The following is a 20,305-nucleotide window of genomic DNA, read 5'->3' on the forward strand; positions in this document are numbered from 1 at the left end:
CGGTTCGTTGCTGCGCAGCGCCGGCTGCATTGAGGACTCAGGTATTGTCGAATAATCCCCCCAAACAATCTTCGCTGGAAGCGACGCTCACCCGCAACTGGTTGCGCCGTGGGCCGCTCGCATGCGCGCTGTGGCCGGTGTCGGTGCTGTTCCGCGCGGTGAGCGGCACGCGCGCGGCGCTGTTCCGCGCCGGCTGGCTGGCGTCGTCGCGGCTGCCGGTGCCGGTGGTCGTGGTCGGTAACATCTACATCGGCGGCACCGGCAAGACGCCGCTGACGATCTGGCTGGTGCAGGCTTTGCAGGCGCGCGGCATGCGGCCCGGCGTGATCTCGCGCGGCCACGGCAGCGCGGCCGATACGGCGCGTGAAGTGGACACCGACTCTACGCCGGCCGAGGTGGGCGACGAGCCGCTGCTGATCCGCCAGCGCACCGGCTGCCCGGTGATGGTGGGGCGCGATCGCGCCGCTACCGGCCGCGCGCTGCTGGCCGCCTATCCCGACCTCGACGTGCTGCTCACCGACGACGGCTTGCAGCACTACGCGCTGCAGCGCGATATCGAAATCATCCTGTTCGATGGCCGTGGCGCCGGCAACGGCTGGCTGCTGCCGGCCGGGCCGCTGCGCGAACCGGTGTCGCGCCGGCGCGATTTCACGGTGATCAATGCGCCGGTGCTCACCGATGCACTGGTGCGCGCGGTCGGCTGCGCGCCGCTGGCGGCAACCCCCAAGGCGGCAGCGGTCTCGGTGCGGGCGCAGTTACCGGGTAGCGCGGAAGGATACTATCCGGCGCCGATCCAGATGACATTGGCCGGCGGCCACGCCGAGCAACTGGCCGACCGCAGCCAGCGCAAGGTGCTGGCCGACCTCGCGCAGCCCGGCCAGCGCCTGGCCGCAGCCGCCGGCATCGGCAACCCGGCGCGGTTTTTCGGCATGCTCAAGGCGGCCGGTTTGAACGTCCAGGAGCTGGCGCTGCCCGACCACCACGACTTCCGCGACCGGCCTTTCGCTGCGCTGCACGCCGATGTGATCTTGATCACCGAGAAGGATGCAGTAAAATGTGCGCAAATTGAAGAACTCAGAGGCGACCCGCGACTATGGGTCGTCCCGGTCACGGCGCACATCGATGGCGCGCTGGCCGACCAAATTGTGGAGAAATGTCGTGGACGCTAGATTGCTTGATATCCTGGTTTGCCCGGTCTGCAAAGGCCCCCTGGAGTACGATAAGAAGGCCCAGGAAATGATTTGCAAGGGCGACCGCCTGGCGTTCCCCATCCGTGACGGCATCCCCATCATGTGGGCCGACGAGGCCCGTACCCTGCAGGACAAGACGGACTAAGCGTCCGCACTTGCCTGCCTGTGCCGCCAGCCGTGAAGGTGGGGGCTTGATCCATATCAAACCAAACAGGCCCATGGGCCTGTTATAACGTTCCATGGCGGTGCGCTGCGGCGTCACGCTGGTGCATTATTCATACGAATATCCCCACAGGAACGCGTTTTTGCCTGTGACAAACGGTATAAACGGTATCAAACTGGCTGATGGGCCAAGTTTTGTGGTAAGTTTCGTACCAAGATAGTCGGATAATCAGTATTAATACTGTGTCCATGCAACAACTAACACCACTAACCACACCCTCCAAAAATCTGTTTTTAGGAAACTTCATGCGTCTGATTCTGTTAGGAGCACCAGGAGCCGGCAAGGGCACCCAGGCTAATTTCATCAAAGAGAAATACAATATTCCGCAGATCTCCACCGGCGACATGCTGCGTGCCGCGATCAAGGCTGGTACGGAATTGGGCCTGGCGGCCAAGCAGGTGATGGACGCCGGCGGCCTGGTCTCCGACGACCTGATCATCGGCCTGGTCAAGGAACGCCTGAAGCAGGACGATTGCGCCAACGGCTACCTGTTCGACGGTTTCCCGCGCACCATTCCGCAAGCGGACGCCATGAAGGAAGCCGGCATCAATGTCGACTACGTGCTGGAAATCGACGTGCCCGACGCCTCGATCATCGAACGCATGGACGGTCGCCGTTGCCATCCGGGTTCGGGCCGTGTGTACCACGTCAAGTTCAACCCGCCCAAAGTCGACGGCAAGGACGATGTTACCGGCGAAGACCTGGTACAGCGCGACGACGACAAGGCCGAGACCGTGAAAAAACGCCTGGACGTGTACCACAACCAGACCGAAGTGCTGCTTGGCTACTACAACGACTGGGCCAAGTCGGGCGCCGAAGGTGCACCGAAGTATCGCCGTATCACCGGGGTAGGCGCGGTGGAGCAAATCCGCGACAGCGTGTTTGCAGCGCTGGCTGAATAAGACCTGAAAGCGGACCGAGCGTCCGCTTTTTTCATGGCTGTTCATATTCCCCCGCTTTGACGTTTTGTGAGTTTGTTCCGCAGTTCGCTCGATAACAAAAAGGGGAGACACTATGGCAGCCAGTTTGTGGTTAGCGGTGGGTTGCGGCGTTATCGCCGTCATTTACGGCCTGTGGTCGCGCAGCTGGATCTTGCGCCAGGACCCCGGCAACGCGCGCATGCAGGAAATCTCGCTGGCCATCCAGCAGGGCGCCGCCGCCTACCTGGCGCGCCAGTACCGCACCATCGGCCTGGTCGGCGTGGTACTGCTGATCCTGATTGCCATCTTCCTCGACTTTAATACCGCGCTCGGCTTCCTGATCGGCGCCGTGCTCTCGGGCGCCTGCGGCTTCATCGGCATGAACGTCTCGGTGCGTGCCAATGTGCGCACCGCGCAAGCCGCCACCCGTGGCATGAACGCCGCGCTCGACGTGGCGTTTCGCGGCGGCGCGATTACCGGCATGCTGGTCGTTGGCCTGGGGCTGCTGGGCGTGGTGCTGTTCTATATGTACCTCACCGCCGGCCTGCCATCCGACCTGGCCGCCGCCACTGTCAACACCCACCAGTTGATCGAGCCGCTGATCGGGCTGGCGTTCGGGGCGTCGCTGATTTCAATCTTTGCGCGCCTCGGCGGCGGCATCTTCACCAAGGGCGCCGACGTGGGCGCCGACCTGGTGGGCAAGGTCGAAGCCGGCATTCCCGAGGACGACCCGCGCAATCCTGCCGTAATTGCCGACAACGTCGGTGACAACGTCGGCGACTGCGCCGGCATGGCGGCCGACCTGTTTGAAACCTACGTGGTCACGCTGATCGCCACCATGTTGCTGGGGGCGCTGCTGATGGTGAGCGCGCCGGTGGCCGCCGTGGTCTATCCGCTGCTGCTGGGGGCCGTATCGATCATCGCGTCCATCATCGGCTGCTCGATGGTGAAGGCCAAACCGGGTAAAAAAATCATGTCGGCGCTGTACACGGGGCTGTGGTGGGCGGCCGGGCTGTCGCTGCTGGGCTTTATCGCGGTGACCTGGTACGTGTGGGCCGACCCGTCGGTGCGCCTGCGCCTGCTGGGCTGCACGGTGGTGGGCATCGTGCTCACCGGGCTGATGGTCTATATCACCGAGTACTACACCGGCACCGACTTCGCACCGGTCAAGCATATCGCCCAGGCGTCCACCACCGGCCATGGCACCAACATCATTGCCGGCCTCGGGGTGTCGATGAAGTCCACTGCCTACCCGGTGCTGGCCGTGTGCGCGGCCATCCTGGTCTCGTACCAGCTCGGGCAGCTCTACGGCGTGGCGATTGCCGCCACGGCGATGTTGTCGATGGCCGGCATCGTGGTGGCGCTCGACGCCTACGGCCCCATCACCGACAACGCCGGCGGCATCGCCGAAATGGCCGGCATGCCCGAGTCGGTGCGCGCGATTACCGATCCGCTCGACGCGGTGGGCAATACTACCAAGGCTGTCACCAAGGGTTATGCGATCGGTTCGGCGGGGCTGGCGTCGCTGGTGTTATTTGCCGATTACACTCACGCGCTGGAGTCGGCCGGGCGCAGCGTGCTGTTCGACCTGTCCAACCCGATGGTGATCGTGGGACTGATCATCGGCGGCCTGATCCCGTACCTGTTCGGCGCCATGGCGATGGAAGCGGTGGGGCGCGCGGCCGGCGCCGTGGTGGTGGAGGTGCGGCGCCAGTTCCGCGATATCAAGGGCATCATGGAAGGCACGGCCAGGCCCGAGTACGACAAGGCGGTCGATATGCTCACCGCCTCGGCGATCCGCGAAATGATCATTCCGTCGCTGCTGCCGGTGGTGGTGCCGGTGATCGTCGGCATGCTGCTGGGGGCTGCTGCGCTGGGCGGCATGCTGATGGGGACCATCATCACCGGCCTGTTCGTGGCCATTTCCATGACCACCGGCGGCGGCGCCTGGGACAACGCCAAGAAATACATCGAGGACGGCCACCACGGCGGCAAAGGCTCCGAAGCGCACAAGGCGGCCGTCACCGGCGACACCGTGGGCGACCCGTACAAGGACACGGCCGGCCCCGCGATCAACCCGCTGATCAAGATCATCAACATCGTGGCGCTGCTGCTGGTGCCGCTGTTGCCGGCCTCGGGCTGGCTGGCGGTGAGCGTGCCGGTGGTGGCGCATGCCCCCGTACCGGCGGCGATCGTGGCGCCGGCTGTAGTGGTGGCGCCTGACGTGATTGTGGTGCCGGGCGCAGGACCAACTCGTTGATACGTTGACACGCTACCTACCGGACACAGCATGCCGGCGGCGCCGTTGAACCGCACCTCCTGACGCGCGCCAGGCCTGCCCTGAACGAGGTAGGCTGGCGTGATACCAAGCAGGAGGAGACCACCATGCATCAACCAACTTTCGCTGTACGGCTGGGCGCCAGCGCGGCAGCCGGCCTGGCCGCCGCGCTGCTGTGCGCCGGCGCCTGGGCGCAGCAGCCGGCGGAACCGGCACGACAGTCCACCCAGCAGCCACCGCAGCCACGCGCGCCCGAAGTCGATACCGAAAAAGAGGCTTACGCCAAGCTGCCGCCATGTAAGCTCAGCGAAGACGGCAAGCACCTGGCCGAGGAGCCGTGCCGCACCGCCAAGGCGCTCGACCCGATGCCACGACGGCCGGTGCCGCAAGCGATCGAACGGGTGTCGCCGGCCGAGAACGATCCACGCGACCAGGCACAGCCGCCATCACGCGTAACGCCCACACCGATAACCCCCGCCACGCCTTCGCGGGCGCTCAGCGCGCCAACCTCGCCCGCCACGCCCTCCCGCGTACTGCCTGCACCGCCCATGCCGTCCACACCACCGCGCTCCGATCCCGGCGCCCGGCCCGGCGCGCCGGTGCCCACTGCCGGTTGCGACGCCGCCGGCTGCAACGGCCCCAACGGCCAGCGCTACAACAACGGCCCCGGCAACACCGTGGTCAGCCCCAGCGGCAAGCTGTGCTCACGTAACGGCGCGTTCATCCAGTGCTGACTGGCCGCTGTATCTCTCCACGCTGATTTTGGCTACAATGGTGCTCAATATTACGTTTACGTAAACGTAAGGTGAGCGTAAACATCATCGTCAACCGTGGAGACACCATGCAGATAAAAGAACATGTATTCATCGTCACCGGCGGCGCGTCGGGACTGGGCGCAGCCACCGCACGCATGCTGGTGCAGGCCGGCGGCAAGGTGGTGCTGGCGGACGTGCAGGAAGACGGCGGACGGGCGCTGGCGGCGGAACTCGATGGCGTGTTCGTGCGCTGCGATGTCACTTCCGAAGCGGATGCGCAGGCGGTGATGGCAGCGGCGACTGCGCTGGGACCGCTGCGCGGCCTGGTCAACTGCGCCGGCATCGCGCCGGCCGCCAAGACCGTCGGCAAGGAAGGCGCCCATGCATTGGCGCTGTTCGAGCGCGTGGTGGCGATCAACCTGGTGGGCACCTTCAACATGGCACGCCTGGCGGCCGAAGCGATGGGCAAGACCGCGCCGCTGGACAACGGCGAGCGCGGGGTTATCATCAATACCGCGTCGGTGGCGGCGTACGATGGCCAGATGGGGCAGGCGGCGTACGCATCGTCCAAGGCGGCAGTAGCCGGCCTGACGCTGCCGATGGCGCGCGACCTGGCGCGCAGCGGTATCCGCGTGATGGCCATCGCGCCCGGCATTTTCGAAACGCCGATGATGCTGGGCATGCCGCAAGAGGTGCGCGATGCGCTGGGCGCCATGGTGCCGTTCCCGCCACGGCTCGGCAAGCCGGACGAGTATGCGCAACTGGCGCGGGCGATTTTCGAGAACACCATGCTCAATGGCGAAGTCATTCGCCTTGACGGAGCCATTCGCATGGCCGCCAAATAGGATACCTCGCAAACCTACTGCGCGTTCCGCTATCGCCTCTGCGTTGCTCAGCGTACCTCCGTACGCTTCCGCTACTCAAGGCGATATCGGGCCGCTCGCTACGGTTTTCGAGGCATCCTCTATAAGAAGCATAAAGTTCAGCAGTAAACGATTTAAACGATTTCGTGTACGATGGCCGTTCAGGCGCGCCGCAGGTTGCGCGCCCCGATCCGGAGAACCCATGATTCGTTTGAAGACCCTGGCGCTTGCCGCCGCCATGCTGGGTGCCTTGCACGCCCCCGTTTACGCCCAGTTGCAGGCGCCGGCCAAAGTCCCCGGCATTAATCACGACGTCGCGCCCGAAATCGCCACCGGCTATGCCGAAAAGGCCGGCAAGTCGGCGCAGAAGTTCATGGTGGCTGCCGCCAATCCGCTGGCCACCCAGGCCGGCTACCAGATCCTCAAGCAGGGCGGCGCCGCCATCGATGCGGCGATTGCCACCCAGCTGGTGCTCACCTTGGTCGAACCGCAATCGTCGGGCATCGGCGGCGGTTCGTTCCTGCTGTACTCCGACGGCAAGCGGGTGCAGTCGTACGACGGCCGCGAAACCGCGCCGGCCGCGGCCGACGAGCACCTGTTCCAGGACAAGGATGGCAAACCGGTCTCGCGCGAGACCGGCGTGGTCGGCGGCCGTTCGGTCGGCGCGCCCGGCGTGCTGCGCATGCTGGAACTGGCGCACAAGCAGCATGGCCGCCTGCCGTGGAAAACCCTGTTTGCGCCTGCCATCAAGCTGGCCGACGACGGCTTTGCCGTGAGCCCGCGCCTGAACGCGCTGCTCAAGTGGGACAAGTACCTGGCGCGCGACCCGGTGGCGCGCGCCTACTTTTTTGACGACGCGGGCCAACCGCGCCCGGTCGGCTACATCCTGAAAAATCCCGAGCTGGCGCGCACCCTGCGCGAGATCGCCGACGGCGGCGCCAACGCCTTTTACAAGGGCCGCATCGCGCGCGACATCGTCGCCAAGGTCGCCGGCCATCCGACCAACCCGGGCAAGCTCACCACCGCCGACATCGCCGGCTACCAGGCGAAGGAGCGCGCGCCGATCTGCAGCGACTACAAGGCGTGGACCGTATGCGGCGCGCCGCCGCCATCGTCGGGCGGCATCGCGATTGCGCAGATGCTGGGCATCCTGGAAGTGAAGGACATCAGCCCGTACAAGCCGGTCAACGGCCAGCTGACTGCCGACGGCATCCACCTGTTCAGCGAAGCGGGGCGCCTGGCCTACGCGGACCGCAACCGCTACGTGGCCGATACCGACTTCGTGCCGCTGCCGGGCAAGGGCGTCTCGGCCCTGCTCGACAAGCGCTATCTGGCCAAACGCGCCGCCCTGATCGGCGACCAGTCGATGGGCCGCGCCAACTACGGCACGCCCGACACCATGGACGTGGCGTGGGGTGCTGACACCGCCATCGACAAGCCCTCGACCTCGCACCTGGTGGCGGTGGACGCCTTCGGTGGCGGCCTGTCGATGACGACGTCGGTGGAAGACGCCTTCGGTTCGCGCCAGATGGTCGATGGCTTCATGCTCAACAACCAGCTCACCGACTTCTCGTTCGATTCGCAGGACGAGAACGGCCCGATCGCCAACCGGGTGCAGGCCGGCAAGCGCCCGCGCAGCGCCATGTCGCCGACGCTGGTGTTCGACAAGGGCACGCACAAGCTGGTGCTGGCCACCGGCTCGCCGGGTGGCTCCACCATCATCAACTACGTGGCCAAGGTGCTGGTCGGCACGCTGGACTGGAAGCTCGACGTGCAGCAGGCCATCAGCCTGCCCAACCTGGGCAGCCGCAATGGTCCGACCGAGCTGGAAAAGAACCGCGTGAGCGCCGAGGTGATCGCGCAACTGAAGGCGCGCGGCCACGAGGTGCGCGAGACCGAGCAGAACTCCGGCCTGCAGGGCATCGAGCGCCGCGTTGTGGGTGGCAAGGCGCAGTGGTTTGGCGGCGCCGATCCGCGCCGCGAAGGCATCGTGCTGGGTGACTGAAGGGGCGACTGACCGCGCGACCGGCCGCGCCGAAATGGCTTTCCCAAACCGCGCATACCCTGCTAATCTGGGGCCATGGGACGTCAAAAGAAAACAGGCCTGATCCTCACCGGCGGCGGCGCGCGCGCGGCCTACCAGGTGGGAGTGTTACAGGCCATCTCCGAGATCTTGTGGGAAGCGGGCTGGCCGCCGGCGCGTAACCCGTTCGATATCATCTGCGGCACGTCGGCCGGGGCCATCAACGCCACCGCGCTGGCCTGCCGTGCCGACAACTTTGGCGAGGGCGTGCAAAAGCTGCTCGACGTGTGGCAGAACATCGAAGTGGCGCAGGTGTACCGCGCCGATTCGCTGGGCGTGCTGCGCTCGGGCGCGCGCTGGCTCTCCCTGCTGTCGTTCGGCTGGCTGCTGCGCAAGTGGCGCGCCGCGCCGCCGGCGTCGCTGCTGGACAACACTCCGCTGGTCGGCCTGCTGCACCGCATGCTCGACCTGCCCCGGTTGGATGCCGTGTTGTCCGAGGGACTGCTGCACGCGTTGGCAGTCACCGCCTCGTCCTACACCGCCGGCAACCACCTCACTTTTTACCAGACCGCCGCCGAGATATCTCCGTGGGTGCGCATGCAGCGCCTCGCATTGCAGGACCAGATCGGCGTGGAGCACTTGCTGGCGTCGTCGGCGATCCCGTTCATTTTTCCGGCTACGCCGTTGTTCATCGGCGGCCACCGCGAATACTGCGGCGACGGCTCCATGCGCCAGCTGGCGCCGATCTCCCCGGCCATTCACCTGGGTGCGCGCAAGGTGCTGGTAGTCGGTGCGGGGCGCCTGACCGAGGCGTCGCGCAATGCGCCGGAGCGGGGCGCGGCCCGCTATCCAAGCCTGGCGCAGATCGCCGGCCACGCCATGTCCTCGATCTTCCTCGATTCGCTGGCGGTCGATATCGAGCGGCTCGAACGGGTAAACAAGACCCTGTCGCTGCTGCCGGAAGAACTGCTCGAGCAGACCCCGCTCAAGCCGGTCAAGCTGCTGGTGATTGCGCCATCGGAGCGGCTCGACGATATCGCTACCCGCCACATCGGCAGCCTGCCGGCGCCGATCCGCACCATGTTGTCGGGAATTGGCGCCACTGAAACGCGCGGCGCGGCGCTTGCTTCGTATTTGTTGTTCGAATCGTCGTATACTTGCGACTTGATCCGTCTGGGTCAGCGCGATACCCAGGCGCGCAAGGAAGACGTGCTGGCCTTCTTCGAATCCTGAGCATACCCCCCTAGGGAGACCCCGCTTTTTGTACGCCCTGAACCATCTGTGGAGACATGTGCTGGCGCCGGCCCTGCTGTTGTGGGTATTGGGCGCGGCCGCCGCATGGGGCGGGCCGCCGCCGCGCACGCTGCGCTTCGAACAGCTGAGCGTGGAACACGGCCTGGCGCAGGAGTCGGTGCTGGCCATCGCCCAGGATAAGCAGGGTTTTATCTGGCTCGGTACCCAGGCCGGCCTCACGCGCTTCGACGGCTACCGCGCCGTTACCTATAAAAGCGCCGTGTCCGACCCGCGCACGCTGGCCGACAACTGGGTGCGGGTGCTGCACGTCGATCCTTCGGGGCAGCTATGGGTGGGCACCGACGGCGGCCTCGATCGCTACGACCCCGCCACCCGCACGTTTGTCCACTACCTGCCTACGGCGCCGGTGGAGCGCGGCAACGGCAACCGCCACGTGCGCGCCATCGCCGACGATGGACTGGGCGGCCTGTGGGTAGCTACCGCCGATGGCCTGCATCACCTGGATCCGGCCACCGGGCGCTTCACCAGCTGGCACCACGACCCGGCCGATGCGGGCAGCCTGGTCAACGACCAGGTCAACGCGCTGGCGCGCGACGCTGCCGGCCGCCTGTGGGTGGCCACCGCTACCGGGCTCGATATGCTGGCGCCGGGCGCTACCCGGTTTATCCATTACCGGCTCGACGCCGGCGGCGACAGTCGTTTCAACGCCGTGCTGGCGCTGCAGGTGGACCGCAACCAGATGCTGTGGGTCGGCACCATGGGCGGGCTGGAACAGTGGCGCATCGGCGACAAGGGCGAACCGCAGCGGTGGCGCCTGGGCACTGCGGAAGGACTGCGGCCGGGCACCAGCATCACCGCGCTGTACGAAGACATCGAAAAGCAGCTGTGGATCGGCACCCATGCCGACGGTCTGCTGCGCTGGCTGCCGGGCGAGCAGCGGCTGGTGCAGTACCGCCACCAGTTCAGCGACAGCCACAGCCTGGCGGACAACCAGGTGTCGGCGCTGTTCCGCGACCGCGTGGGCACCTTCTGGGTGGGCACCTGGAACGATGGCGTCAGCCGGGTGGACATGGGCAGCGGCGGCTTTGCCCGCATCGTGCGCCATACCGAGGATTCGGACGCGCTGTCGGACAACAAGGTGCGTGCCATCGCCTCGGCCGCCATCCAGGATGGCGACGGCCGCCTGTGGCTGGGCACCGGCGCCGGCTTGAACCTGTACGATCCGAAGACGGGCCGCAGCAAGGTATGGCGCCACGACCCGGCGCGGCCCGACAGTTTGAACGACGACCAGGTGACTGCGCTGTGGCGTGCGCCTGACGGCACCGGCGCGGTGTGGATCGGCGGGCGCGCCGGCGTCAACCATCTCGATCCGGCCACCGGCACCGTCCGCACGCTGTCGTTCGTGCGCGGCGATCCGGCCAGCGATACCATCCGCAACATCGTGGCCGACCGCGCCGGCCTGCTGTGGATCGCCAGCCGTGGCGGCCTGCACCGGCTCGATCCGACGACCATGGACGTGCACACGTACCGTCACAACCCGACCGACAGCGCCAGCCTGGCCGACAACGTGGTGCGGCCGATCCTGGAAGACCGGCGCGGCCGGCTGTGGGTGGGCAGCTTCAACGGCCTCGATCTGCTCGACCGCAAGACCGGCACGTTCCGCCACTTCCGCCGCAACCCCACCGATCCGCAGTCGCTGAGCCACGACGAGGTGCACAGCCTGTACGAAGACGATACCGGCACGCTGTGGGTGGGCACGGCGGCGGGCCTCAACCGCATGGAGACTGCCGCCGACGGCACCATCACCTTCCGCCGCTACCTGCGCAAGGACGGCATTGCCGACGACGCCATTGCCGCGATCCTGCCCGACAGCGCCGGCAACCTGTGGCTGAGCACCAACAGCGGCCTGTCGAAGTTCAATATCGCCACCGGTATGGTGCGCAATTACAGCGATGCCGACGGCACCATCGAAGGCGCGTACTTCGACGGTTCGGCGTTGCGCACCACGGATGGCACGCTGTACTTCGGCGGCTTCAACGGCATCACCGCGTTCGCGCCGCAGGCGGTGCGCGAAAACAGCGTGGCGCCGCCGGTGGCCATCACCGACTTCCAGGTGTTTAACAAGTCGCTCAAGGCGGGGCAGGGCGACCATGCCGATGTGCTCAAGACGGCCATCGAGCACACCGGGGAACTGACCTTGCGCCAGGCCGATTCGGTGTTTTCGCTGGAGTTCGCGGCGCTGCACTACGCGGCCCCGCAGCGCAACCGCTTCGCCTACCAGTTGCAGGGGTTCGACGAGGACTGGGTTGTGACCGACGCCACCAAGCGTTTTGCCACCTACACCAACCTCGATCCCGGCGAATACGTGTTCCGCGTAAAAGCCGCCAACAAGGACGGCGTGTGGAACGACAATGCCGCCACGCTCCGGATCACCATCCTGCCGCCGTTCTGGAAGACCTGGTGGTTCCGCGCCCTGGTCACGCTGCTGTTGCTCGGCGCCGCCTATGCCGCCTACCAGGCACGCATGCGCAGCCTGCACCGCCAGCAGCAGCGGCTCGAGGAACTGGTCGAGTCGCGCACGGCCGAAGTGCAGCACAAGAACCGCCTGCTGCAACAGCAAAAGCACGAACTCGAACTGCGCCGGCTGGAGGCGGAGTCGCAGCGCGCCGAGGCCGAACAGCGCCGCCTGGACGCCGAACGGCAAACCGAGGAAGTGGAAAAGGCGCACCGCAATATCTCCGTGCTGAGCGAACTGGGTCGCGAAATGAGCGCCACGCTCGACATGGAAACCCTGATGAGTACCTTGTACCGCCACGTGCACGATCTGATGCAGGCGGAGATCTTCGGCATCGGTTTCGTGCGCGAGCAGGACGGCGTGATCCACTTCCCGTTCGCGGTGGAAGCGGGGGTGCGCACCATGCCGTACCAGCGCCAGATGGACGATCCGAACCAGCTGGCCGTGTGGTGCCTCACCCACGGCAAGCCGCTCCTGATCAACGACTTCGACGTCGAGTACCGAAGGTACATGGACGATACCGGTCTTGATGCGCTGTCGCCATGCGTGCGCGAAGATGGCGTGCGCATGCCGGGGGCGAAGTCGATGATGTACGCGCCGCTGGTGGTGGGCGACCGCGTGGTAGGCCTGCTCAGTGTGCAAAGCGTGGCGCGCAATGTGTACCGCCAGGTCCACCTCGACATGTTGCAAACGCTGGCCTCGCACGCCGCCGCCGGCCTGGAAAACGCGCGCGCATACCAGCAGCTGGAAGACACGCTGCAAACGCTGCGCCAGACCCAGGGCCAGTTGCTGCTGCAGGAACGGCAAGTACGGCTGCATACCGAGGAGCTGGCGCTGGCCAACCGCGCCCTGCAGGACAACGACGAACGCCTGCGCCAGGCCAAGCAGAAGGCGGAAGACGCCACCCGCCAGAAGTCCGAATTCCTGGCCAATATGAGCCACGAGATGCGCACGCCGCTGGCCGGCGTGATCGGCATGCTGGGTTTTTCGCTGCGCGACCCATCGCTGCAGGACGGCACCCGCGAACAGATCCTGCGCGGCCAGGCCAATGCCCAGTCGCTGCTCACCATCATCAACGACCTGCTCGATTTTTCCAAGATCGAGGCGGGCAAGCTCACCATCGAGAACATCGATTTTTCGCTGACGTCCACCGTGGAAAACGTGGTGAGCCTGTTCGAGGAGCAGGCCGCCGCGCACAGCGTGGGCTTCGAGCTGGTATTCGGCGACGACCTGCCGCAGTTCGTGGTGGGCGACCCCACGCGGCTGCGCCAGGTGCTGGTGAACCTGGTGGGCAATGCCTTCAAGTTCACCCGCAGCGGCACCGTGACCATGCGCGTGGAACGCATGCCGGAAGACGGCGAGACACTTGAGGATGTCGCCGCGCTGGCCGGCCGCAAGGGCGTGATCAACCGCATCCGCTTCCTGGTGGAGGACACCGGCATCGGCATCGACGCCGAAGCCATTCCGCGCCTGTTCCAGAAGTTCGAGCAGGCCGACGCGTCCACCACGCGCCGCTACGGCGGCACCGGCCTGGGACTGGCGATTTGCCGCCAGTTGGTGGAACTGATGGGCGGCAGCATCAACGCAGTGAGCGCGCCCGGTTCCGGCAGTACCTTCATGTTCGAGCTGCCGCTGGTCAACGGCGTGGCGCCGCCGACGGTGCCGCACGTGCCGCGCGAACCGCACAGCCACCAGTTGCGGGTACTGTGCGCCGAAGATTTCCCGACCAACCAGATCATCATCCGCATGATGCTCGAGGACCTGGGCCACAAGGTCGATATCGCCGCCAATGGCGCGCTGGCGGTGAAGGCCTGCGCGCTCACGCGCTACGACCTGATACTGATGGACGGCCGCATGCCGGAACTCGACGGCGCCAGCGCCACCCGCCTGATTCGCGCCGGCGGGCCGGAAGATGCACCGGTGCGCGACCAGGAGCTGATGATCATCGCGCTCACCGCCAACGCCAGCGAGGAGGACCGCAGCCGCTATCCGGCGGCCGGCATGGACGACTTCCTCACCAAGCCGATCGACGAGGACAAGCTGCACTTTCAGCTGAGCCGCGCGATCGAACGCCAGTTGCAGCGCGGCTTCCACCTGCCGCCGATGGCGCACAAGGTCACCACGCAGGGAACCCCGGCGCGCGCCGGTACGCCGGACCTCGACGCCATGTTCGGCGTTGAACCGGCTGCGCCGGACACGGCACGGCTGGCGCAGCACAGCGGCAGCGGCGACCTCAAGGCGCGCCTGCGTGGCGCCTTCCGCGAGGACGCCCCGCTGCGCCTGGCCGACCTGGAAGCGGCGCTGGCGGCCGGCGACGCCGATACCGCCGGCCGCCTGCTGCATGGCATGAAGGGCAGCGCCGGCTACCTGGAAGAGCAGGAACTGCAAGCGCTGTGCGGCGAACTCGAAACCTGCGCCGACCACGGTCAATGGCAGCAGATCGAGGTCGCGCTGCCTCGCTTGCGTACGCTGCTGGACCAGGCCAGCCGTATTTAGGATAGAGCGAGGATGCCCCGGCGCGGCAGAAAATTCGCTTGCGTGTCGTGGATGATTCAGGCACTGTTAAACATGTGGAAAGACAGTGCGAGGCACGAGGAGAGACATGAAAGTTCTGGTAGTTGACGACGACGTCGTCTCGCGCATGGTGCTGATGCACCTGATCGACAGTTGCGGAAAGTTCGACATCGTCGAAGCTGAAGACGGGCTCGATGCCTGGCACCAGCTCGAAGGCGGGCTGCGGCCAGCCATCTGTTTTTGCGACCTGCGCATGCCGCACCTGTCCGGTCTCGAACTGCTGCAACGGGTTAAGAGCCATGCCGAACTGGCCGCCATGCCATTCGTGCTGGTCACGTCCGCCACCGAAAAGGACGTGATGCAGGAAGCATCGAGCGCGGGTGCCGCCGGCTACATCGTCAAGCCATTCCAGGCCGAGCAGGTGCGGGTTCACCTGACCGCGTTTCTCGACCAGGCGGCCAATGGCAGCACCCACCACGCCGAAGATCCTGCTGCCACGCTCAACCGCCTGGGCATCAACGGCGAGCGGCTGCTGGTGTACCTGAACGGCTTCCACAACCAGCTGACCGCCGCCGGCGCCGATCTCGAAGCGCTGCTGGGCCGGGGCGAGCAGCAGGGCGCGCAGGTGCGCGTGGAACGCCTGCTGGCCGGCTGCGTCACGCTGGGGCTCGACGGTGCAGCGGCCGCGCTCAAGGGCTTGCTGGCCGACCCCGCTGCGCGGTTGTCCAACGAGGCGGTGCAGGCCGTGCTGGCCGATGTGCTGCGCGCCGTGGACCAGCAGGCGAGCCTGGTCAGGCAGGCTGGTTTGATGTAAATCGGGCAGCCGGCCTTGAAGTCGAGATAGTTTAGGTTTAAAGTATCTGCTTGCGGGTGGATATCCCGATCCGACTTCAGGGCTACCATGACAACTCCAGCCTCCAACCGTGCCGCCCGCGACACTACCGGCAGCGCCAGCGGCCACACCGACACCTTTGCGCGCGACCATCTGCCGCCGTTGGCGCTGTGGCCGGAATTGCGCTTCGATCTGCCCGAACTCGATTATCCTGCGCGCCTCAACTGTGCTGCCGAACTGCTCGACCACGCAGCCGGCGAACGTGCGGCGCTGCGCGGCGAACACGCTACCTGGACCTACGACCAGTTGCGTGCCCAGGTCGACCGCATCGCTCATGTACTGCGCGGTCCGCTGGCGCTGGAAACCGGCAACCGCGTGCTGCTGCGCGGGACCAATACGCCGCTGATGGCCGCGTGCGTGCTGGCCGTGATCAAGGCCGGCTGCATCGCCGTGCCCACCATGCCGCTGCTGCGCGCGCGCGAGCTGGGCACCATTGCCGGCAAGGCAAAGGTGGACGCCGTGCTGTGCGCGCAATCGCTGCGCGCGGAGCTCGATGCGACGGACTTGACGCCGGAGGCGCGCGCACGCACCGTGTACTTCGGCGGCGCCGGCCATGACAGCTTATCGCCCGAATCGCTGGAAGCGCTGATGGCGACGCAGCCGGCGCAATTTGCTGCCGCCGACACCGCGCTCGACGACATCTGCCTGATCAGCTTTACTTCTGGCACCACCGGCATCCCCAAGGGCACCATGCATTTCCACCGCGATGTGCTGGCCATCTGCGACTGCTTTCCGCGCTCGGTGCTCGGTTCGCGCGCCGACGATGTCTTCATCGGCACGCCGCCGCTGGCTTTTACCTTTGGCCTCGGCGGCTTGCTGCTGTTCCCGCTGCGCGTGGGCGCCTGCGCCGTACTGCTGGAAAAAGCCACGCCCGAAACGCTGCTCGCTGCCATCGCCGCGCATCGCGCCACCGTGTGCTTTACCGCGCCCACGTTTTACCGGCAAATGGCGGCGCTGGTCGGCGGCTGCGACCCGGCCAGCCGGCGCAGCGTCTCTGCCGGCGGGGCCTCTGCGCCGGGCTTTCGCTATGACCTCAGCACGTTGCGCCGCAGCGTGTCGGCCGGCGAAGCGCTGCCGACCGCCACGCGCGATGCCTGGCGCAGCGCGACCGGGCTGGAGATGATCGACGGTATCGGCGCCACCGAACTGCTGCACATCTTCATTTCTGCCGCCGACGCCAACGTGCGTCCCGGCGCCACCGGCAAACCGGTGCCCGGCTACCAGGCCTGCGTGCTCGATCACGACGGCCGGCCGGTGGGGCCCGGTGTGATCGGGCGCCTGGCGGTAAAGGGCCCGACCGGCTGCCGCTACCTCGACGACCCGCGCCAGGCCGACTACGTGCTAGACGGCTGGAACCTCACCGGCGACGCCTACGAAACGGACGCCGATGGCTATTTCTATTATCGCTCGCGCACCGACGACATGATCATCTCGGCCGGCTACAACATCGCCGGGCCGGAAGTGGAAGACGCGCTGCTGCGCCATCCCGCCGTGGCCGAATGCGGCGTGGTGGGCCGCGCCGACGAACAGCGCGGCCAGATCGTCGAAGCGCACGTGGTACTCAAGGCTGATGTTGTGCCGTCGGCGGAACTGGTGGCGCAGTTGCAGGACTTCGTCAAAAGCCAGATCGCGCCATACAAGTACCCGCGCGCGGTGCGCTTCCTGGCTTCCCTGCCGCGCACCGAGACGGGCAAGCTGCAACGCTTCAAGCTGCGTTTGCCAGGCGTGGGCACTGGCGGGGAGGGCGGCCAGTGAACATCGTCTGCATCGGCGGTGGTCCCGCCGGCTTGTATTTCGCGCTGCTGATGAAGCAGCAGGATCCGGCGCACCGCATCACCGTGGTCGAACGCAACCGGCCCTACGACACCTTCGGCTGGGGCGTGGTGTTGTCGGACCAGACGCTGGACAACCTGGTGCGCGCCGATGCGCCCACCGCACACGCCATCATGGCCGCCTTCAACCGCTGGGACGATATCGACGTGCGCTTCCAGGGGCAAACCATTACCTCCGGCGGTCATGGCTTTTGCGGCATCGGCCGCAAGCATTTGCTCAACATCCTCCAGCACCGCTGCGAAGCACTGGGCGTGGAACTGGTGTTCGAAACCGACGTCGCGGACGACGCCGTACTGGCTGCGCGCTACAACGCCGACCTGGTGATCGCCGCCGACGGCATCCACAGCCGCATCCGCACGCGCTACGCGGCCAGTTACCAGCCGCAGATGGAAGACCGGCATTGCCGCTTCGTGTGGCTGGGCACGCGCAAGAAATTCGATGCCTTTACGTTCGCTTTCCAGCACACGCCGCATGGCTGGTTCCAGGCCCATATCTACCAGTTCGATGCCGACACTTCTACCTTCATCGTTGAAACGCCGGAGTCGGTATGGCGCGCATCGGGGCTGGCCGACATGAGCCAGGAACAGTCGATCGCCTTTTGCGAGCGGCTGTTTGCGGAGCAGCTCGATGGCTACCCGCTGATGGCCAATAACGCCCACCAGCGCGGGGCGGCAAGCTGGGTCACGTTCCCGCGCCTGGTGTGCGGGCACTGGGTGCACTGGCATGACGAAGTGCCGGTGGTGCTGATGGGCGATGCTGCCCACTCGGCGCACTATTCGATCGGATCCGGCACCAAGCTGGCGCTGGAAGACGCGATCGGGCTGGCGCGCTGCATCGGTGAGCAGGGTGGGCTGCGTCCGGCGCTGGCCGCGTACCAGCAAGCGCGGGCGGTGGAAGTGCTCAAGCTGCAAAGCGCGGCGCGCAATTCGATGGAGTGGTTCGAGAACGTGGAGCGCTATGCGGGCATGGTGGCGCCGCAATTCGCCTATTCCATGCTTACCCGCAGCCAGCGCCTGTCGCACGCCAACCTGCGCCTGCGCGATCCTGCTTACGTGGATGGTTACGAAGCGTGGTTTGCCGCGCGCGCCTTCGCCCAAGCCGGCGTGCCTGCGCCTGCCACGCCGACGCCGCCGATGTTCACACCGTTCAAGGTGCGCGGACTGGTGCTCAAGAACCGGGTGCTGGTCTCGCCGATGGCGCAGTACAGCGCGGTCGATGGCGTGGCCGGCGACTACCACCTGGCCCACCTGGGCGCGCGCGCACTGGGCGGCGCGGCGCTGGTGTTTGCCGAGATGACCGGGGTATCCGCCGACGCGCGCATCACGCCCGCCTGTCCCGGTCTCTACACGCCGGAGCACACGCAGGCCTGGCGCCGCATTGTCGATTTCGTCCACCAGCACAGCGACAGCGCCATCGCGCTGCAACTGGGGCACGCCGGTGCCAAGGGTTCCACCAGGCCGATGTGGGACGGCATCGACCAGCCGCTTGAAAGCGGCAACTGGCCGCTGCTGGCGGCCTCCGAACAGCAGTACCTGGAAGGCGTGTCTCAGATCGCACGCGCCATGACGGTTGAAGACATGGACCGCGTGCTGGACGACTTCGTGCGCGCCACGCTGGCAGCGGACGCTGCGGGCTTCGACTGGCTGGAACTCCATTGCGCCCATGGCTACCTGCTGTCGTCGTTCATCTCGCCGCTCACCAATCATCGAAGCGACGAATACGGCGGCAGTCTTGAAAACTGCTGCCGTTATCCGCTGCGCGTGTTTGCCGCCATGCGCGCCGCGTGGCCCGCGCACAAGCCGATGAGCGTGCGCCTGTCCGCCACCGACTGGGTGGACGGCGGCACCACGCCCGACGACGCGGTGGCGATTGCCCGCCTGTTCAAGGCGGCCGGCGCCGACATCATCGATTGCTCGTCGGGGCAGGTCAGCAAGCGCGAACAGCCGGTGTACGGCCGCATGTATCAGGCGCCGTTTGCCGACCGTATCCGCAACGAGGCCGGCATCGCCACCATCGCCGTGGGCGCCATCACCAGCGCCGACCAGGTCAACGGCATCATTGCCGCCGGCCGCGCCGACCTGTGCGCGATCGGCCGTCCGCACCTGGCCAATCCGGCGTGGACGCTGGCCGAGGCGGCGGCCAGCGGCTACCGCGCGCTGCGCTGGCCCCGGCCATACGCCGCCGCCAAGCGCCAGCTCGAACGTGCTGCTGAACTGAATAACGACACGAAAGAAGCCTTATGAGCGACACCACCTTGCCGCTGGCCGGCAAACACGCGCTGGTGACCGGCGGTGCGCGCGGCATCGGCGCCGCCTGCGTGCGCGCTTTGCTGGTGCGGGGCGCGCGCGTGACGATTGCCGGGCGCGATGCCGCAGCGCTGGCTGCCGTGCACACTGCGCTGATCCAGGAATTCGGCGCCGGCAGCATCAACGTGCAGGCGTTCGATGTTGCCGATCCGGAGTCCGTGCGCATCAGCTTCGACCAGGCGGCGCACGCCCTTGGCCGCATCGACATCCTGGTCAACAATGCCGGCCAGGCGGCATCCGCGCCGTTGTTGAAAACCGATGCCGCGCTGTGGCAGCGCATGCTGGATGTGAACCTGGGCGGCGTGTTCCACTGCACCCAGGCCGCGCTGCCGGCGATGCTGGACGCGGGGTGGGGCCGCATCGTCAACGTCGCCTCCACGGCGGGCCTCACCGGCTACCGCTACGCGGCCGCATACACAGCCGCCAAGCACGGCGTGGTGGGGCTCACGCGCGCGCTGGCGCTGGAAGTGGCCACGCGAGGCGTGACGGTGAACGCCGTGTGTCCCGGCTATACTGACACCGACATCGTGCGCGATGCGGTCGCCAACATTGTCGCTAAAACCGGGCGCACGCCAGAGCAGGCGCGCGCCGAACTGGCCGCAGGCAATCCGCAACAGCGGCTGGTGCAAGCGGGCGAAGTGGCCAATGCCGTGGCCTGGCTCTGCCTGCCGGAGTCCGGCGCCATGAATGGACAAGCCATCGCCGTCGCCGGCGGTGAAGTGATGTAAATCGAGAAGCG

At 66.5% G+C, this 20,305-nt stretch carries 13 protein-coding genes; all 13 read left to right on the plus strand.

Features of this window, described 5'->3' with window-relative positions:
• Positions 1-44 precede the first annotated feature (44 nt).
• The 13 genes from lpxK to ASF04_RS05965 all read left to right on the plus strand — a co-directional run bounded on the left by lpxK (position 45) and on the right by ASF04_RS05965 (position 20,294).
• Positions 45-1,169: a tetraacyldisaccharide 4'-kinase gene (gene lpxK, locus ASF04_RS05910; RefSeq protein WP_056139008.1), complete on the plus strand. Its 1,125-nt coding sequence runs from the start codon at positions 45-47 to the stop codon at positions 1,167-1,169.
• Positions 1,159-1,335, plus strand: a complete 177-nt coding sequence (locus tag ASF04_RS26555; protein WP_019921816.1) for a Trm112 family protein — start codon at positions 1,159-1,161, stop codon at positions 1,333-1,335. The genes lpxK and ASF04_RS26555 overlap by 11 nt, the downstream gene beginning before the upstream one ends.
• A 323-nt stretch (positions 1,336-1,658) precedes the next feature.
• Positions 1,659-2,315, plus strand: a complete 657-nt coding sequence (gene adk, locus ASF04_RS05915; RefSeq protein WP_056139010.1) for an adenylate kinase — start codon at positions 1,659-1,661, stop codon at positions 2,313-2,315.
• Between the two features lie 112 nt (positions 2,316-2,427).
• On the plus strand, positions 2,428-4,593 hold the full coding sequence (locus ASF04_RS05920; RefSeq protein ID WP_056139012.1) for a sodium-translocating pyrophosphatase: 2,166 nt from the start codon (positions 2,428-2,430) through the stop codon (positions 4,591-4,593).
• A gap of 125 nt (positions 4,594-4,718) precedes the next feature.
• Positions 4,719-5,345, plus strand: a complete 627-nt coding sequence (locus tag ASF04_RS05925; protein ID WP_056139013.1) for a hypothetical protein — start codon at positions 4,719-4,721, stop codon at positions 5,343-5,345.
• Positions 5,346-5,452: 107 nt separating this feature from the next.
• Positions 5,453-6,211, plus strand: a complete 759-nt coding sequence (locus ASF04_RS05930; RefSeq protein WP_056139014.1) for an SDR family NAD(P)-dependent oxidoreductase — start codon at positions 5,453-5,455, stop codon at positions 6,209-6,211.
• A 220-nt stretch (positions 6,212-6,431) separates the two neighbouring features.
• Positions 6,432-8,234: a gamma-glutamyltransferase gene (ggt, locus tag ASF04_RS05935; RefSeq protein WP_056139015.1), complete on the plus strand. Its 1,803-nt coding sequence runs from the start codon at positions 6,432-6,434 to the stop codon at positions 8,232-8,234.
• Positions 8,235-8,309: 75 nt separating this feature from the next.
• Complete coding sequence (locus tag ASF04_RS05940; protein WP_056139018.1) at positions 8,310-9,485, plus strand: patatin-like phospholipase family protein; 1,176 nt, start codon at positions 8,310-8,312, stop codon at positions 9,483-9,485.
• Between the two features lie 58 nt (positions 9,486-9,543).
• Complete coding sequence (locus ASF04_RS05945; RefSeq protein ID WP_229204937.1) at positions 9,544-14,517, plus strand: two-component regulator propeller domain-containing protein; 4,974 nt, start codon at positions 9,544-9,546, stop codon at positions 14,515-14,517.
• A 106-nt stretch (positions 14,518-14,623) separates the two neighbouring features.
• Positions 14,624-15,349, plus strand: a complete 726-nt coding sequence (locus tag ASF04_RS05950) for a response regulator (protein ID WP_056139022.1) — start codon at positions 14,624-14,626, stop codon at positions 15,347-15,349.
• An 87-nt stretch (positions 15,350-15,436) separates the two neighbouring features.
• Positions 15,437-17,182, plus strand: a complete 1,746-nt coding sequence (locus tag ASF04_RS05955) for an AMP-binding protein (protein WP_056139024.1) — start codon at positions 15,437-15,439, stop codon at positions 17,180-17,182.
• Positions 17,179-19,503, plus strand: coding sequence for a bifunctional salicylyl-CoA 5-hydroxylase/oxidoreductase (locus ASF04_RS05960; RefSeq protein ID WP_056139026.1), 2,325 nt, complete (start codon positions 17,179-17,181; stop codon positions 19,501-19,503). Before ASF04_RS05955 ends, ASF04_RS05960 begins: the two co-directional genes overlap by 4 nt.
• Positions 19,500-20,294 (plus strand): SDR family NAD(P)-dependent oxidoreductase, encoded by a 795-nt coding sequence (locus tag ASF04_RS05965; RefSeq protein ID WP_056139028.1) that lies wholly within the window; start codon positions 19,500-19,502, stop codon positions 20,292-20,294. Before ASF04_RS05960 ends, ASF04_RS05965 begins: the two co-directional genes overlap by 4 nt.
• Positions 20,295-20,305: the final 11 nt, after the last annotated feature.

Origin of the sequence: Duganella sp. Leaf61 (assembly GCF_001421905.1) — a bacterium.
GTDB classification, from domain to species: domain Bacteria; phylum Pseudomonadota; class Gammaproteobacteria; order Burkholderiales; family Burkholderiaceae_D; genus Rugamonas; species Rugamonas zoogloeoides.

Excerpts from the sequence above, each read along its gene's own strand:
- ASF04_RS05920 (WP_056139012.1), top strand. The coding sequence starts at position 2,428 with ATGGCAGCCAGTTTGTGGTTAGCGGTGGGTTGCGGCGTTATCGCCGTC.
- ggt (WP_056139015.1), top strand. The coding sequence starts at position 6,432 with ATGATTCGTTTGAAGACCCTGGCGCTTGCCGCCGCCATGCTGGGTGCC.
- ASF04_RS05955 (WP_056139024.1), top strand. The coding sequence starts at position 15,437 with ATGACAACTCCAGCCTCCAACCGTGCCGCCCGCGACACTACCGGCAGC.
- ASF04_RS05940 (WP_056139018.1), top strand. The coding sequence starts at position 8,310 with ATGGGACGTCAAAAGAAAACAGGCCTGATCCTCACCGGCGGCGGCGCG.
- ASF04_RS05925 (WP_056139013.1), top strand. The coding sequence starts at position 4,719 with ATGCATCAACCAACTTTCGCTGTACGGCTGGGCGCCAGCGCGGCAGCC.
- ASF04_RS05965 (WP_056139028.1), top strand. The coding sequence starts at position 19,500 with ATGAGCGACACCACCTTGCCGCTGGCCGGCAAACACGCGCTGGTGACC.
- ASF04_RS05930 (WP_056139014.1), top strand. The coding sequence starts at position 5,453 with ATGCAGATAAAAGAACATGTATTCATCGTCACCGGCGGCGCGTCGGGA.
- adk (WP_056139010.1), top strand. The coding sequence starts at position 1,659 with ATGCGTCTGATTCTGTTAGGAGCACCAGGAGCCGGCAAGGGCACCCAG.
- ASF04_RS05950 (WP_056139022.1), top strand. The coding sequence starts at position 14,624 with ATGAAAGTTCTGGTAGTTGACGACGACGTCGTCTCGCGCATGGTGCTG.